13 protein-coding genes are annotated in these 16,500 nt (G+C 45.5%); 2 read left to right on the top strand and 11 right to left on the bottom strand.

Going from position 1 to position 16,500, the window contains the following annotated elements; translation table 11 throughout:
• Positions 1-161: 161 nt before the first annotated feature.
• Together MKS89_RS10065 and glpD are read left to right on the top strand one after the other, a co-directional pair.
• The gene (locus tag MKS89_RS10065; protein WP_072957003.1) at positions 162-977 is read left to right on the top strand and encodes a DeoR/GlpR family transcriptional regulator; all 816 of its coding nucleotides are present in this window, start codon (positions 162-164) and stop codon (positions 975-977) included.
• A gap of 172 nt (positions 978-1,149) precedes the next feature.
• Positions 1,150-2,694 (top strand): glycerol-3-phosphate dehydrogenase, encoded by a 1,545-nt coding sequence (gene glpD, locus MKS89_RS10060; protein WP_072956954.1) that lies wholly within the window; start codon positions 1,150-1,152, stop codon positions 2,692-2,694.
• Between the two features lie 17 nt (positions 2,695-2,711).
• Here the strand turns inward: glpD and MKS89_RS10055 are convergent, their stop codons facing one another.
• From MKS89_RS10055 to MKS89_RS10005, 11 genes are all read right to left on the bottom strand, one after another.
• Complete coding sequence (locus MKS89_RS10055; protein ID WP_077316310.1) at positions 2,712-4,325, bottom strand: putative bifunctional diguanylate cyclase/phosphodiesterase; 1,614 nt, start codon at positions 4,323-4,325, stop codon at positions 2,712-2,714.
• A gap of 294 nt (positions 4,326-4,619) precedes the next feature.
• A complete protein-coding gene (locus MKS89_RS10050) occupies positions 4,620-5,297 on the bottom strand; it encodes a response regulator (RefSeq protein WP_235862487.1) in 678 nt (225 codons plus the stop codon).
• Positions 5,272-6,900 (bottom strand): ATP-binding protein, encoded by a 1,629-nt coding sequence (locus MKS89_RS10045; RefSeq protein ID WP_072956960.1) that lies wholly within the window; start codon positions 6,898-6,900, stop codon positions 5,272-5,274. The genes MKS89_RS10050 and MKS89_RS10045 overlap by 26 nt, the downstream gene beginning before the upstream one ends.
• A gap of 183 nt (positions 6,901-7,083) precedes the next feature.
• Positions 7,084-8,403 carry an anaerobic C4-dicarboxylate transporter gene (locus MKS89_RS10040; RefSeq protein WP_072956963.1) on the bottom strand — a complete coding sequence of 440 codons (1,320 nt, stop codon included), beginning with the start codon at positions 8,401-8,403 and terminating at the stop codon, positions 7,084-7,086.
• Positions 8,404-8,477: 74 nt separating this feature from the next.
• Positions 8,478-8,843, bottom strand: coding sequence for a fumarate reductase subunit FrdD (gene frdD, locus MKS89_RS10035; protein WP_072956966.1), 366 nt, complete (start codon positions 8,841-8,843; stop codon positions 8,478-8,480).
• Between the two features lie 10 nt (positions 8,844-8,853).
• On the bottom strand, positions 8,854-9,237 hold the full coding sequence (gene frdC / locus MKS89_RS10030) for a fumarate reductase subunit FrdC (RefSeq protein ID WP_072956969.1): 384 nt from the start codon (positions 9,235-9,237) through the stop codon (positions 8,854-8,856).
• 5 nt (positions 9,238-9,242) lie between these two features.
• Positions 9,243-9,983: a succinate dehydrogenase/fumarate reductase iron-sulfur subunit gene (locus tag MKS89_RS10025; protein WP_077316309.1), complete on the bottom strand. Its 741-nt coding sequence runs from the start codon at positions 9,981-9,983 to the stop codon at positions 9,243-9,245.
• A gap of 2 nt (positions 9,984-9,985) precedes the next feature.
• On the bottom strand, positions 9,986-11,788 hold the full coding sequence (frdA, locus tag MKS89_RS10020; protein ID WP_077316308.1) for a fumarate reductase (quinol) flavoprotein subunit: 1,803 nt from the start codon (positions 11,786-11,788) through the stop codon (positions 9,986-9,988).
• Between the two features lie 303 nt (positions 11,789-12,091).
• A complete protein-coding gene (locus MKS89_RS10015) occupies positions 12,092-13,372 on the bottom strand; it encodes a 2-hydroxycarboxylate transporter family protein (protein ID WP_072963667.1) in 1,281 nt (426 codons plus the stop codon).
• Positions 13,373-13,726: 354 nt separating this feature from the next.
• Positions 13,727-15,361: a methyl-accepting chemotaxis protein gene (locus MKS89_RS10010; RefSeq protein ID WP_072963669.1), complete on the bottom strand. Its 1,635-nt coding sequence runs from the start codon at positions 15,359-15,361 to the stop codon at positions 13,727-13,729.
• A 152-nt stretch (positions 15,362-15,513) separates the two neighbouring features.
• Positions 15,514-16,404: an EamA family transporter gene (locus MKS89_RS10005; RefSeq protein WP_072963672.1), complete on the bottom strand. Its 891-nt coding sequence runs from the start codon at positions 16,402-16,404 to the stop codon at positions 15,514-15,516.
• Positions 16,405-16,500: the final 96 nt, after the last annotated feature.

Here is a 16,500-nt window from a genome sequence, read left to right as displayed (position 1 = left end):
ATATAGAAGAGGGTTCTTTCTCTCCCCGATTTACCGCACAATAGTTTAAGTGAATAGTTTGAGTGAATTTTTCGAATAGATGAAGTCATCCTCAAAAGCAGTTGTCGTGTGTTGCGTTGCTGTCTCTGTGAGTGATGGGTTAATGAGACATGGAGCCGGATGTGAAGCAAATTCCGAGACATCAGAAAATAATAGAACTGGTCAAAAAACATGGTTACATCAGTACCGATGAATTGGTGGCACGCTTTCACGTTAGCCCACAAACGATTCGTCGTGATTTGAATGAGTTGGCTGATGAAAATAAAATCCGTCGTTATCATGGGGGCGCGACGGTACCTATCAGCTCGGAAAATGATTCTTATACGACCCGCAAGTCACATAACTATTCTGAAAAAGATCATATTGCCGAAGCATTGGTGAAGCATATACCGAATCACGCCACACTGTTTATTGATATCGGGACAACCCCAGAAGCGGTTGCGCGCGCATTGAGCCGAAGTCATCAACAGTTGCGCATCGTGACAAATAACTTAAACGTGGCAAGTCTTCTGCTTTCAAAGCCGGACTTTAATGTCATTCTGGCTGGTGGTGAAGTGCGTAACCGCGATGGTGGGATTATCGGGGAAGCAACGTTGGACTTTATTCAGCAGTTTCGGCTTGATTTCGGTATTCTCGGGATTAGTGGGATTGATTTTGATGGGTCTTTACTGGACTTTGACTACCATGAAGTTCGTGTCAAACAGGCGATTATTGAAAACAGCCGAAGTGTATTTCTCGCGGTCGATCACTCTAAATTTGGTCGCAATGCAATGGTCAAGCTCGGTAATATCTCCCAAATTAATACCCTGTTTACTGATAAACAGCCGCCACCGGAAATCCTTTCTATTCTGGAATCTAGCCAAGTGTCTTTAGAGGTCGCGGGGACGTCATCTCAACAAACCGAGCAAGCCGTTCCAGATTCATCTCCGTTGGCTTAAATCGGGTTCAATACCAATACAGACGACCTCATAAAAACCTTCTTTTGAGAAGGTTTTTTTAGATTTATCGACAAAACGAACATATTCGAAAATAAATGATGCATTTAAACGGCAGTTAAGTTACGCTCAATAATGTTTGTAAATGTTCGTTTGCTCATTTTGAGGTTACTTTATGGATGTAATAACACCCAATCAAGAAAATCGTCTGCTGGACTTAATTATTGTCGGTGGCGGCATCAATGGTGCCGGAATCGCTGCTGATGCTGCCGGACGTGGTCTGTCCGTCGGACTTTATGAAGCGCAAGACTTTGCCTCTGCAACCTCTTCATCCAGTTCTAAACTGATTCATGGAGGATTGCGTTATTTGGAACATTATGAATTTCGTTTAGTCGCAGAAGCCCTTGCCGAACGGGAAGTGCTGCTCAAAAAAGCGCCTCATGTGGCTCGCCCGATGCGTTTTCGATTGCCGCACCGGCCTTATTTGCGGCCAGCATGGATGATTCGCTGCGGACTATTTTTATATGATCATCTCGGGAAACGGACCACACTGCCAGCCAGCCATAAAGTGAATCTGGCTAAAAGTGGATTATTAAAACCCGAAATGAAAACCGGATTTGAGTATTCGGACTGCTGGGTCGATGATGCTCGTTTAGTGGTTCTGAATATTTTAGCTGCGCAAGAAAATGGTGCAGAAGTGAGTAATTACTGTCGGGTTGAACGCGCTGTGCGCGAGAACGACATCTGGCGTGTTACGATTTATGATCAGCAATCGGATACACGCTTCGAACGTTATGCGAAAGCGCTTGTCAATGCCGCCGGACCTTGGGTGAAGCAGTTCTTTGATGATGGTTTATCGACGGCATCACCGCGAAACATTCGTTTGGTGAAAGGGTCGCATATTGTTGTCCCCCGGATTCATCATGAAGAACAGGCGTATATATTACAGAATAAAGATAATCGAATTGTGTTTGTCATTCCTTACATGGATGATTTCTCAATCATTGGCACCACTGATGTAGAATATCATGGAGATCCCCGCCAGGTTGAAATTGACGATGAAGAGCAGAACTACTTAATCGATATTGTCAATCAGCACTTTGTGCGGCAGCTATCTCGTGAGGATGTGATTTGGTCATACAGTGGCGTACGCCCATTATGTGATGACGAGTCAAGTTCACCTCAGGCGGTGACCCGAGATTATACCATTGAACTGGAACAGACCGGTGATCAGGCACCGTTATTGTCAGTGTTTGGCGGTAAGCTGACGACTTATCGTAAACTGGGCGAAGCGGCGATGAATAAGCTTGAGCCGTACTTTGAACAGATGGGAAAATCGTGGACCGCGAATGTGCCACTTCCAGGCGGTTACTTTAGCTGTACCCGGGAACAGTTGGGTGAATCATTACGCGCCAGTTATCCATGGCTGAGCCAGAAACAGGCATTTCGCTATGCGGTTCAATTTGGTACCTACACTCGGAAAATGTTATCTGATGTCAATCGCTTAGAAGACATGGGACGTTGTTTTGCCGAAGGTGTCTATCAACGGGAAATCGACTATATGATTGACTGTGAATTTGTGAGAACCAGTGATGACTTCTTATGGCGCAGAACGAAACTGGGATTGTATCTCAATCAGGGAGAGCAGCAGGCCATAGCACAATATATTACAACCCGATGTACTGACACATCAGTCACTGACCAGTTTAAAGCTGGGTAGGGTGTCGTCTGGGAATGTCATTGTTGAGATGGTTCCAGAAGCATGGGTTCAAGATGGTTCCGGAACTGTTCGTTGTACAATAAGTGATGTAACGGCTCCGGTGGGAAACGAAGAAACCCTTGTGTATAGTGGCATCCGATTTCCCCTAATGCTTGTTCGACACTGCAAACTTCTACACCTTCGGCAACAACACTTAAATTCAAATCTTGTGCTAACCGGATCAACGCGTAGATGATGGTCCGGTTAGATTCTTTCTGGTGGTATTCGGAAACGAACGAGCGATCAATCTTAATCTGAGAAATTGGTAATTCACGTAAAATCACCAGAGAAGAATAACCGATGCCGAAATCATCCATACTGAATCGAAAACCCAGTGCATGTATTTTGTGAATGACACACTTCGCTTTTTCAATATTTTCAAACACCGCAGTTTCGGTAATCTCAAACACTAAATCATCCGTTTGTACTTGTCCTGCCTGACGCAGAGCACGCAGTTGATTGACGACCTCATCATCCTGAAAGTCTTTGGCTGAAAGGTTAATATGGAGACTGCCATGGAAACCGTGTGCCCTTAAGACATTTAAATCCTGAGTGGCTCGATGGATCACCCATTGTGTGAGTACGGAAATCAGCGCACTTTTTTCAGCAATGGGAATAAAGTCCCCCGGCTCGATAAAACTACCATCCTCCTGAGGCCAACGCAGCAGGGCTTCGAGACTGGCAATACTTTGTGTCTGACTGCGAATAATCGGCTGGTAATGCAGTTCAAAAACGTCATTTCTGAGTGCTTCAGCTAATTTGATAGAAAGTTTGAGCTTTTTATAAGAATCGGAACCCAGTTGGTCATGATAAAACGTATAAAGTTTATGTTTTTTCTTCGAGTCATACATGGCTAAATCTGCCTGTTTCAGCAGATTGGAAACTTCATGCCCGTTATGTGGATATTTGGTGATCCCAACACTTGCTGATGTCTTCATCGAGTAAGTCATCACTTTCACTGGGGCGTGAAGCGCATCATGAATGTCATCAACCACACTGAGGATTGTGTCATCGTCATTACCGAGCAAGATCAGTGCAAACTCATCGCCACCCATACGATATAACCGACCATATTGTTTGGTGTTTTCCTGTAACAGATTGGCAACTGAAATCAGAAATTTATCGCCAAAATAGTGGCCCAAACCATCATTGATCTGTTTGAAATTATTCAGGTCAATCAGCAATAAGCTAAACAACTGTTTTGATTGAACGAGGGTTTGGAGCGAACTGAATAGATATTTACGGTTTGCCAGTGAAGTCAGACTGTCGTGTAAAGAATGGTACTGTTCGTCCTGAGCTGAGCGATTGAGCTGATAGAGTATGTTTCGGGACTGTGAGACAAGCAAGGTAATAAAAAGACTGGCACCGAGGAGAATCAGTGAAATCGTCAACAGATAGGGATTCATCGGCCTATCAACTAGTGTGATAAGCACGGAAAGATAGCCAAGAACAAAGATAAAGAGCAACGTGATAAGTATTTTCCAGCGGGACGCTTGTCCTGTGCGACCAATCTGGTAGGTGGGTTTCATACTGTAAATCAGTAGAAAAATGCCGACAGCGACATTCGCGAAGGCGATATATTTCATGACCATACATAGACCCCAGCAATGTAGCGTCCAACAGCCCCGATGGGCATACCACGTAATTTGGTGAAATGCTACACAGTTTTTCTTTTCATGACAATCTCCTAGCGGCACTTCTTTGATTGTTCAAGTGAATATTTTATGTCACATACTCAATCATATGAGTATATTTTTCCGCTTAAGACGTTATTTGAATACATATAGAAACAATCTGGTTACAAGCATAGAGCACTTTTTGTGTGAATGTTAGACATTATCGAGCTGTCGGTGCATCAATACGGCATGTCCGAGGGGAACAGGGAATTACTTTATCATCTGGTACAAACGCCTTGGTCGGCCACCGGTATTGTAGTTGAGTACTAGGCGTAACACGCCTTCAGATTCAAGATATTCCAGATAGCGTCTGGCGGTGATACGGCTGAAACTCATGCGTTCGCTGATATCATCGGCGGAAAAATCGTGTAACTGCTCCTGATAAAGTAACGCTTTCAATGATTCCAGTGTCGTTGCATCGATCCCCTTTGGGGTCTGACGAATCGGCTGAATGGGGGATTTCCGGAGTAGCTGATCGATGTCGTCCTGGTCGACGGTTGAATTACTGATAAGCTTTTGTTTATATTGAATATAGTCATCAAGTGCCTGATTAATGCGCGACATGCGAATCGGTTTCACCAGATAGTCGATAACCCCGAGTTGGACGGCTTTTTCAACGGTGGTGGTTTCACGCTCAGCCGTCGTCATAATGAAGTGGCAGTCGGCTGCTTGTTGACGAAGTTGCTGAATCAATGCCAGACCATTGCCATCGGGGAGCGTAATATCAACAAACACGAGTTGTGGTTGAAATGCATTGAACTGGATTTGTGCATCTGCACAACTTTCACTGACAGCAACGACCTGAAAATGAGGGTGTTGGTTGATTGTTGATTCCAAGGTATAGCTGGCTCGAATATCGTCTTCAAGCAACATTACTCGGGTCTTCATCGTCATGTGCCTCTTCTTTCTTTTCTAAATAGATACTGAACAAAGTGGTGTGCTGTTCAGTGCGTTCCCAGTCAATGCTGCCGTGAAAGTAATCGACTAACTGTTTGACAAGGTACAGGCCAACGCCATTTTGTTCATCTTCCTGCTTTGAGCTGACACCAAACTCTAGGATATGTTCTGCTATTTCATCGGGGACGCCTGTCCCGTTATCCTGAATTTCCAGCATGATATGTTTACCGCGATCACTAAGATAAACGGTGACTTCAGGTTGTACCATCCCCCGGTTTTGCCAAGCGGCCAGCAGCGCATTATCTACTAGATTACCAATAATCGTCACTAGTTTTTCAGACGCTTGTTTGGCATAACTTGCCAATGTCGTATCAACGTCGATGGTAAATTTAACCCCCATTTCCGAAGCTTTGTTAAATTTAGCCAGTAATAGGCCGGCCACCGCACTGTCTGACACACTCAACACGATATGGTTGATAACCGCCTGATAGCGATCGGTTTCTTGCTGAATGAAGTCAATGGATTCTTCATATTTACCAATTTGTAGCATTCCCGACAGCACATTGAGCTTATTCGAATACTCGTGGGTTTTGCTACGGAGTAGTTCAGCATAGTTTTTCAAATAGATAATTTCTTTTTCTAGCTCATTGGGGGTCAGATTGGTGAAGAATACAATGACATGACCAATCAAGCCTTTGGCGGTCTTAATCGGATAAAGATTAGCCCGGTATTTGATTTTGCCAATACTGAAGACTTCCTGATGGAAGCGTCCCTGATTTTCCAGCACCAAATGGCTGAGTGGGATGGAATAGTGGGAAAGAGGATGATGTTGGTAGTCATAGCGACTTAATACTCCCATCGAGAGGAGCTTCATCGCGCTGTTATTAATCATGGTGATGTTCATATCATGATCAACGGCAATAATGGCATCCCGAATACTGTCAAAGACCATCCCGTGTTCACGAAATTTATTGACGATGAATTCTGGTTCGTAATCCAGAAATGTCTTTTTCATCTTGAGTAAAAAAGCAACGGCTGTACCAATACCAAACAGATAGATGAGTGCGATCAATAAACCGATATGAATATGTTGGTGAAAAATGATATCGGAAATTCTTTCAGACAAGTAACCGATACATACCGCGCCGACTTGTTTACCGTGATCATAAATAGGCACGAAATTACGAATCGCTTTCCCGAGAGAGCCTTTTGCTTCGGTGCTGTAAGATTGACCGGTTTGCAAGACCCGGTTGATATCTTTACCGATGAAATGTTTGCCGATCCGATTTTGATCCGGATGGCTGAGACGAATGGCTTGCTGATCAACCACCACGATGTAGGAGGCGTCGGTTCGAGAGCGAATCGACTCAATATAATCACGGATAGTATCCGTTGACGAATGTGTAACCTCCTTGCGCAGGGCCCGAATGACTTTAGGGTCATGTGCAATCACACGGGCAAGTTCCAACCCCCGGGCCTCGAGACCTGACTGATAAGAATTCTGTAACAGATACAATATTGCGATCGTCATGACGATCACGACCGACGAGGTGGTCGCAATCGTCGTTAAAGTCAGGTAACTCTTTAATTTCATAAGCTTAGATTCATAGATTTAACGTCAGAAATGACTCGCCAATCGGCTCGCGCCGTAAGTCGGTGACATTGTATCATGGGTCGGGAGGTAGAGAGATAAGTGCGAAGAGATGTCGGTGGGAAGTGAGAGCCTGCTCTCGTACAGCGTAGGGTGTACGGGAGCAGGGAAGTTCGAAAAATTGAATCAGTGAATGGTGGTTGAGAGGAAATAACCAACCACGGTTGACGTCAGAACACAGATGAATCCCGGCAGAATAAAGCTATGGTTAAGTACGTATTTCCCGATTCGAGTGGTGCCGGTACGGTCAAAGGTAATCGCAGCGAGATCACTTGGATAGAATGGGAAGAAGAAATAAGCGTAGCAAGCGGGTAAAACACCAATGAGCACTTTCGGTGGGATCCCTAAAGAAAAGCCGAGGGGGAGCATGATGGTTAACACTGCTGCCTGACTCTTCAGGAAGATAGACACCGAGAACATCGCGATGGCAAAGGCCCACGGATGTGCGTGTACAATATCGCGAACCATATCAATCAGATAGGTTTTATGAAAACTGATGATAGTGTCACTCATCCACGCAATCCCAAAGATGATAATGACAGCGGTCATCCCCGCGATAAATACATTACTGTGAACGATTTTCTTCGGTGACACCTTGGTGCTGACCAAAATAATCGCCCCGACAGCCAGCATTAAGAATTGAATACCGACGGACATTTTCACACCCGGAGGAAGCAGGTTGAGATTTTTGCCGAACATGGCGACAAAAACGACAGTTGCAATTCCCAGCATGAAAATGAGCAAGCCTTTTTTCGCACTCTTATCAATGTCGTTGCCTTGCTCGAGTGCCGTGTTGTCTTCAAGTTCCTGAACAAATTCAGGATCTTGGCAACGCGCTTTAAACTCTGGATCTTTGTCCAAATCTTTACCGCGTTTCAGACTCCAGGTACAGGCAACCAATAAACCGGTCAGCGTAGCCGGAATAGTGACAATCAGAACGTCGATCAGACCGATATCCAAGTGATTATCGACAGCGGTTGCCATGACAACAGCGGCAGCCGCAGCGATTGGGCTGGCAGTAATCCCCACTTGTGAGGCGACGGAAGCAATTGCCATTGGGCGTTCCGGACGAATCCCTTTTTTATAGGCGACATCGTAAATGACCGGTAGAAGCGGATAAACAGAGTGGCCGGTCCCGACCAGAACCGTCAGGGTATAAGTACATAGGGGGCCCAGAAACACGATCTGACCGGGATGTTTACGCATTAATTTTTCAGCATATTTGACCAGTAATTTCAAACCACCGGTTGCTTCCAGTGTCGCTGATGCGGCAACCACGGAAAGAATAATCAACATCACACTGACAGGGGGATGCCCCGGTGTCACTTTAAATACAAAGGCCAAAATGGTGACGCCGAGTCCACCTAACAGGCCAAATGCAATACCACCATGGCGGATACCGACAAAGATGATGGTAAGCAGCAGCAGCATATGAATATAGAACATTTCATGATCTCTTTAGCATGTGTTTGACGTGACCTTGTGCTCGCAGCCTACGTCGACAAGGTCACGAGGGAGAATCATCCCAACATAAATATAAAAATGGTCGCAATGACTGATAGCGCAAATGCAATGCTGTAGCACAGCACTTTGCCCATCACACCGGTATGGATTTTCAGGTCATGCATCCCGTGATGAACACGGTGCATTGCGTGCCATATCGGGAGTGCAATGGTTGCAATCACAAACAGTGCACCAATGATATTGGTCGCAAAACCAAGAACACGATCATAGCTCAGGGCGTCCGCATCAAGCATGCCCATCGGCCCCATGATCCCCAATACAAAAATTGTGATTGGAGTAATCATGGCAAACCATGTACCACCGGCACCAAACAGGCTCCACCAGACGGGTTCATCTGAACGTTTTGGATTTTGGTTAATCATGTGTGTCTCCTTAAACGATGATGAGCACAAGTGCAGAAATTACGGCAACAGCAACCCATTGGCTCAGTACGATAATTTTTTTATCGATTAACTTGCCTTTCAGTCGCATCGGTACCACTTGCGGCATCATGCCAAAGAAGGTATAGGCATGAAACAAACTGGCGATCAGCGCAATGACATTGATGATGATGACTACTGGATTCGCCATAAAGTTCAGCCATGATTGCCATGCTTCCGGCCCCTTCACCAAACATCCCAGACCGACAGTGAGGAAGAGGGTAAACACGATTAACGGCAGGACCGTCGCTTCACGAACCATATAGAAGCGATAGAACGGATTGCTTTTCCACCACGTCCGTTTCACTTCTCTTATATAGGGCTTACGATTACTCATCTCTTTTATGCCTCCTGAGGTTTCAACATCGCGATGACAAAGTCCATGGACGACGCCACTTTACCCTGGTTGACAGCCGCTGCCGGATCGACATTCTTCGGACACACTTCAGAGCAGTAACCGACGAAGGTACAACCCCAGGCCCCATTTTCACCATTGATCAGTTTCATCCGCTCGGCCTGACCATGGTCACGGCTGTCGAGGTTATAACGATGTGCCAATGTCAGTGCGGCCGGACCGATAAATTCCGGATTGAGGCCGAACTGCGGACAGGCGGCATAACACAAACCACAGTTGATACAGCCGGCAAACTGTTTATATTTTGCCATTTGCTCTGGCGTTTGTAGGTTGGTGCCGTCTTCCGGTTTACGATCATTACCGATGATATAAGGTTTAATGGCTTCCAGACGTTCGATGAACGGTGTCATATCGACAATCAGATCTTTTTCAATCGGGAAGTTTGCCAATGGCTCGATCTTCACGCCGTTCGGGTAGTCACGCAGAAAACTTTTACAGGCGAGTTTCGGTACGCCGTTGACCATCACGCCACAAGAGCCACAGATCGCCATCCGACAAGACCAACGATAGGAGAGGTCCTTGTCCAGATGATCTTTCACATATGAAATGGCGTCGAGGATCGACATGGTTTCATTGAAAGGGACGTTAAAAGACTGTAAGTAAGGCTCAGCATCTTTTTCCGGGTCATAACGCAGAATGTCCACTTTTTGAATACGTTGGGTGACCATGATTATTTCTCCTCTGCGCGCTGTTTGGCTTCTTCGGCTGCGGCTTGCTCAGCAGCGGCACCATAAAGACGGGCTTTCGGTTGTGACTTGGTGATGGTGACATCACTGTAGTCAATCCGAGGCGCTGCATCTTTTTGATAGAATGCCAGAGAGTGTTTGAGGAAGTTGACATCGTCACGCTCGGTACAACCGTCATCGAGACGTTGGTGTGCACCACGGGACTCTTTACGGAGAATCGCTGAGTGAACCATTGCTTCGGCGACTTCCAGACCATAACCGATTTCTAATGCATACAGTAGGTCAGTGTTAAAGACTTTGCCTTTGTCTTTGATGCTGATTTTTTTATAGCGGGCTTTCAGCTCGGTCAGCTTATCAATCGCTTGCTGCATCAGATCTTCCTGACGATAGATCCCACATCCGGCTTCCATGGCATGACCCATTTCAGTGCGGATATCGGCCCAGTTTTCATCGCCTTCTTGTTGCGTTAGTGCAGCAATTCGATCTTCGGTGGATTTGATTTGTGCGGCAATCGCAGCATCATTCCAGCCGCTGAAGGTGGTCGCACGTTCTGCGGCGTGTTCACCGGCAACACGACCGAATACGACGAATTCAGCCAGTGAGTTGGAGCCGAGACGGTTCGCACCGTGCAGACCGACAGAAGAACATTCACCGACAGCAAACAAGCCTTGGATCCGGGTTTCACATTGACCATTAGTTTCAATCCCACCCATGGTGTAGTGCACCGTCGGACGGATTGGGATTGGCTCTTTGACCGGGTCGACATTCACGTAAGCTTTTGCCAGCTCACAGATAAATGGCAGACGCTCATGCAGATATTCCTCGCCCAGATGACGCAGATCCAAATGGACGACATCGCCGAGTGGATGTGGGATGGTATTGCCTTTTTGCTGTTCGTGCCAGAAAGCCTGAGAAACTTTGTCACGCGGACCGAGTTCCATATATTTGTTTTTCGGCTCGCCAACCGGTGTTTCCGGGCCCATACCGTAATCTTGCAGGTAACGGTAGCCGTTTTTATTGACGATAATACCGCCTTCACCCCGACACCCTTCGGTCATCAGGATCCCTGTACCGGGCAGACCTGTCGGATGGTACTGGACAAACTCCATATCGCGAAGTGGCACACCGTGACGATAGGCCATGGCCATGCCATCACCGGTTACAATGCCACCATTGGTATTACAATGATAAACGCGGCCTGCACCACCGGTCGCCAGAATGACGGATTTTGCCTTAATGGCGACTAACTCACCTTCTGCCATATGAATGGCAATCAAACCTTGCACCTGACCGTCGTCCACCAACAGATCAACCACGAAGTATTCGTCAAAGCGTTTGATTTGTGGATATTTCATGGATGTTTGGAATAGGGTATGCAGCATATGAAAACCGGTTTTATCTGCGGCAAACCAAGTTCTCTCAACCTTCATACCACCGAAACGGCGAACGTTGACTTCACCATTTTTTTTCCGGCTCCAGGGGCAGCCCCATTGCTCCATCTGGATCATTTCCCGAGTCGCATTGGCAACAAAATATTCAACGACATCTTGCTCACATAACCAGTCGCCACCGCCAACCGTATCATTAAAGTGGTTGTCCAAACTGTCTTCTTCTTTGATGACAGCAGCGGAACCACCTTCGGCAGCAACGGAGTGAGAACGCATGGGATAAACTTTAGAAATCAGAGCGATTTCCAATTCTGGATTTGCTTCGGTGGCCGCGATGGCAGAACGTAGTCCTGCACCGCCAGCACCAATAATTGCGATATCTGTGGTTAACGTTTTCACAGCTATCCTCCAAGTGTAAAATAATCAATTCAAAAGTACCGAGGTACTTTCCATATCAAACAAGTGGGTATACCGACCCGTGAGGGTCGGATACCGATGCATTCTTGTTATTCTGAAATGAATGCTTATTTTCCTTGGGCTGACAGTATTGCTTTTTTGGTATTGTCTGAAGATTAAACGTGACTCGGCGCTGAGCAGGTTCCGGACACTTATCAATTATTATGTTTAATCTCAGTTTTTTATTTCACAGGATGCGCCAGTGACGCATCGTCATTGTTTTCTTGGAGCGACTGTCGTCGTTCCCTATTTCAATAATTCAAGGATCACGGTGGCTAAAATCAGCATAAAGGCCCCACCGATTCGGGATGAAATTTGTGCAAACGGCATCAGTTCCATACGACGTGAAGCTGCCAAGACGGCAACGTCTCCGGTTCCGCCCATATTGGCCATACATAGACCAGCAGTCAGGGCCGCTTCAATGGCATAGAATCCCATCATTCGGCCAACCAATGCAGCACCAACTACGGCGCCAATAACCGTTGCAAACACCATCAGGAAGTATTCAACACTCAATGAGGCGACAATTTGATTGAGATCGGTATAGGCGACACCAATACCGACTAACAATGCTGGTGTGAGGTTATCGACTACGAATTTGTACCAAGCGTGTGCTGACTTTTCGAGTTCACGGGGAATCACCCCCATGACTTTGACAAATGCAACGAACAGAATCATCAATGCGTAGGTATGCATGCTAATCACTTCGGTGAGCATTGTACCGACAAAAAACATCGTGATTGCCAGTAATGCACCGATACCTAATGTATCCACTGATGGTTTTTCGTTTGTTTCTTCTACTGATGGCTGATGTGAGCCACGGATCAGTTGACCGTTGCCGGTCAGAGACGGGTAGATGGTCCCTAGTTTGTTGAGCAGGCCAGCAATCACAATCGCCATCGCATTACCGATAGCCAGTGCCGGAACCATTTTTGACATCAGTTCAGCAGCCGTCATCGACGTGTTACCGGACATGATTTCAACCAGAGGGACTGCTCCGGCACCCATACCACCACCCATGATTGGCAGTGCAATCAGCATGATCGAATCGAAGAAGCCGTCTCCGACCATGAAACCGACGAGTCCGGCAAACAGAAACGCAAAAATAACCCCTCCGAAAATTACCGGGATATATTTGAGCGCGGCTTTTTTGAGGATTTCTCTCTCCATGCCTAAGATTGAACCGGTGACCAGACTGGCAATAAAGAAAGAGAGGAAGCCACCGCTTTTCATAAATGTGGTAATTGAGCCGGCAATCTGTTGCGGCATGAAATCACTGTGGAATAGATAAGAAGAACCAAAAATAATGGCAATGGCACCGCCACCAAAGAATTGGTTCAAAATGGGGGTTTTGTCTCCTATGACATTCAAGATATATCCGACAACCGCCATGACACCGATTGCGCCAATGATTCCTGTTGGCATTTTATTCTGGAGCGTGGCGAGTAAGATGACTGCCGCAGAAAGCGCAAAGATAATGTGAATCGTGCGCTTATCTGTAGGGTTGATAGAGTTATTGGTTAACATAGTTTACCTGCACATTTTCTGTTTCTGTAGGGGTGGTTTTTTTATTTTATGGGGCGAGTCTATCAACACTGAGAAGGAGAAAGATTGATTTTGTGGCTAATGTAACTATCTTGTGCTTTTGTAACTTTTGTTCACGGACAGCAAAGCTGGATGAACAAAGTGAGTGACCAAAAATAAGACATTATGATGAAATAATCGACTGATCCGGTGGCCATCGTGGGTTGTTCTCTGCGAGAGCTCAATATCATTGCGCTCTCGCAGCGTAAGGGAAAGTAGGTCACTATTTCATTGTGGCCTTATTATCTGTGTGATTGGTTCATGAAAGCATATTGATGCGTCTTTCAAATCATTGGCTTACACAGAAAAACGTTTAATTTGTGTTGCCAGCGATTCAAGATCCATCACTGCATCTTGCACCGACTGATTTACCGTATTTGACATATTTCTGATCTGTTTCGACATCTCTGAGAGGTTTGTTAAGTTGCTATTAATCTCATTGGCAACCAGACTTTGCTCATCCGTTGCACTGGCTGTTTGCAATGTTAGCCCTTGAATCTGATTCGAAGATGACTTCACCGTATCGAGTAACTCTTTTGTTTGAGCATTCAGAGTTTCGGTACTGCTTGCAATATCGACACTCGTTTTGATGGATTTAACCGCTTCTGATACTTCGTTTTGCAGGCTGTTGATCATATGGCGAATATCTTCAGTCGATAGTTGGGTCTTACTCGCTAAATTTCTGACTTCATCCGCGACCACTGCAAATCCCCGTCCTTGCTCACCGGCTCGCGCGGCTTCAATCGCAGCATTCAGGGCTAATAGGTTGGTCTGTTCGGAAATGTTGAGAATTACATCTAAAACGGATGAAATTTTTTCGGAGCTGTGAGACAAGCGTTCAATAACCATTGAGGCATGTTCAATTTGTTGGGTTAAATCATGTAAACGCTCAGTTGAATGGAGAATGGACGCTTCTCCTTCATCAACCAGCCGGGAAAGTAAATCAACTTGAGTGGCTGTTTCTGCTGCATTTTGGGCAACTTCTTTTGTCGCTGAGCTCATTTCCTCGACTGCTGTAACAACCATATCCAGTGATTGATCTTCTTTATCACTGAGAGATGATGATTCCGCAGCAGCGTGACTAATTTTTTTCATTTCGTCCTGAATACTGCCACACCCATTTCTGATTTGGCGGATAATATCACCGAGTTTGTCAACAAAACCGTCGAGTTCGCGACTCAGATCACCTGTTTCATCCGGTTTTTGACTGTTAATCCGCCGTGTCAAATCACCATCACCCTGACTGACTTGATGAATATCCGATGTAACTTTTTTAATCGCATTGGAAATCTTTTTCGGGGCAAACCAAGCAAGAATCAGGCTTAAAAATAAGACAATGACAGAAAGAATAGAGACAAATAATTTGAATTGTTCGGCATGGTGATCAATTTGTTGTCTCTCTTGGGTGGCATATTTAGTGATTAATTCTTCAGAACCGTCATATAGGCTTCTTAATTCCTGAAATGAATCAGCATTGCGAGTCAAGAAGAGTTGAACCGCTAAATCGTGCTGTTGATTCTCGAATGCTTTTAATACAGCGGCATGCTCAGCCTGCCATTGTTGGTAATAACGTTGAAAAGGGGTGAGATAATTAGCAATTTCCGGCTCATCTTTGGTCATTTGCATAAACGCTTGCATTCGTTGTAATGCCTGCTTTGCATTGGATGTAATTTCTTCTTTGAGTGTCGATTGAGTTGTCTGTTCATGACTATCCGGTGAAAAGATTAATGTGGAGAGTGCGAGCCGGGATTGATAGAGATCCCGGTCCGCATTTTGAATTAAGTTGGCACCCTGTGAATAGCGTCCGGTATTATGCTGAATATAATTGACTAATTGATAAGCAGCGACAACCACGATGAGAAATACAACACTGAGTAATGAAAAATTAAATGTATATCTGGCCCTGATTGTTCTCATAAAAAATAGGTTCATCCCGCTTCTCCTTAGCCAAACGTTTACCTGAAAATCTGCAACGACAACTGTTTCTGACCGATTGCAGACTCATAGACATGATCAATTACTTATTATTAATAAAAAACATATCAAATTTAACGAATAGTATAAAGCGGTTATTTTTTCAAGCACTAGCTGAGAGATGGCTGTATTTGTTGTGGATCTTTGTGGGTCGCCGGTTTTACGATTAACCCAATGCCGACTAAAAACATAATACACGCGACAACCTGCGCGAGACTTAAAATTTCACCAAACATAAAATAGCCGGAAATTAAGGCAAAGATAGGGACGAATAAAGTCAGTGGAGCGGTCATACTGAGTGGATAACGGATCAGTAGCCGGTTCCAGACCCAATAACCAAATAATGTGGTCGGATAGGCCTGAAAGCCCACTGCGATTGTTGTTTTCATATCCCAAGCTGCAATTGCATGGAAGATGATATCCGAACCGTAAATGCTCATCGCAAACAGCACTAGAGGAAGCGGCGCAAAGAGCATGCCCCAAACGTTAAATGCAAAGGCTTGGGTGGTTTTCGATGCTTTGACAATCATGCCCATAATGGTCCAACAAGTCGCAGCAATCATAATCAACATCAACCCTTGTGGCGTGATGTTACCGTGCGTCGCAGAAACCAAGACTAAAAGTGCAACGAGTGCAGCCACAGCACCAATGATTTTGCGCTTTGAAATACGTTCTTTTTGGATCCATACTCCGGCCGCCATACTGATTAACGCATTTGATGAAAGCAGTACCGAAGACATACCTGAAGAAAGTCCCGCGGTGATTGACCAAGACGCCATTCCCCAGATGCCGACCCCAAACACGAAGCCGTAAGCAAATAAATAACGCCAGGCAACATTCGGCCTGCGGATAAAGAATATGGCGGGTATCACCGCCAAAGTAAATCGGGCAGCTGTCGCCAATAATGGGTGGACATCCGTAATACCCAACTTAATCATCGAAAAGTTAAATCCCCAAATTGCCATGACAACAATTGCCAACAATAAATCGTTTCTTACCATCACTGTGCTCCTTTTTGCTTGAAAAGCAGTATGGCTCGGGTACAGTTAAGGGTACAGATACAATTTTTCAGCTTTAAAACGGTACAGTGGTGGTCT

The sequence above is a fragment of the Vibrio gazogenes genome (assembly GCF_023920225.1).
GTDB lineage: Bacteria > Pseudomonadota > Gammaproteobacteria > Enterobacterales > Vibrionaceae > Vibrio > Vibrio gazogenes.
This window is presented reverse-complemented; position numbering and strand designations above follow the sequence as displayed.

What these genes read in the sequence shown, in the direction of transcription:
- glpD (WP_072956954.1), top strand. Translation starts at nt 1,150, where the DNA reads ATGGATGTAATAACACCCAATCAAGAAAATCGTCTGCTGGACTTAATT.
- MKS89_RS10055 (WP_077316310.1), bottom strand. Translation starts at nt 4,325, where the DNA reads ATGGTCATGAAATATATCGCCTTCGCGAATGTCGCTGTCGGCATTTTT.
- MKS89_RS10050 (WP_235862487.1), bottom strand. Translation starts at nt 5,297, where the DNA reads ATGAAGACCCGAGTAATGTTGCTTGAAGACGATATTCGAGCCAGCTAT.
- MKS89_RS10045 (WP_072956960.1), bottom strand. Translation starts at nt 6,900, where the DNA reads ATGAAATTAAAGAGTTACCTGACTTTAACGACGATTGCGACCACCTCG.
- MKS89_RS10040 (WP_072956963.1), bottom strand. Translation starts at nt 8,403, where the DNA reads ATGTTCTATATTCATATGCTGCTGCTGCTTACCATCATCTTTGTCGGT.
- frdD (WP_072956966.1), bottom strand. Translation starts at nt 8,843, where the DNA reads ATGATTAACCAAAATCCAAAACGTTCAGATGAACCCGTCTGGTGGAGC.
- frdC (WP_072956969.1), bottom strand. Translation starts at nt 9,237, where the DNA reads ATGAGTAATCGTAAGCCCTATATAAGAGAAGTGAAACGGACGTGGTGG.
- MKS89_RS10025 (WP_077316309.1), bottom strand. Translation starts at nt 9,983, where the DNA reads ATGGTCACCCAACGTATTCAAAAAGTGGACATTCTGCGTTATGACCCG.
- MKS89_RS10015 (WP_072963667.1), bottom strand. Translation starts at nt 13,372, where the DNA reads ATGTTAACCAATAACTCTATCAACCCTACAGATAAGCGCACGATTCAC.
- MKS89_RS10010 (WP_072963669.1), bottom strand. Translation starts at nt 15,361, where the DNA reads ATGAACCTATTTTTTATGAGAACAATCAGGGCCAGATATACATTTAAT.
- MKS89_RS10005 (WP_072963672.1), bottom strand. Translation starts at nt 16,404, where the DNA reads ATGGTAAGAAACGATTTATTGTTGGCAATTGTTGTCATGGCAATTTGG.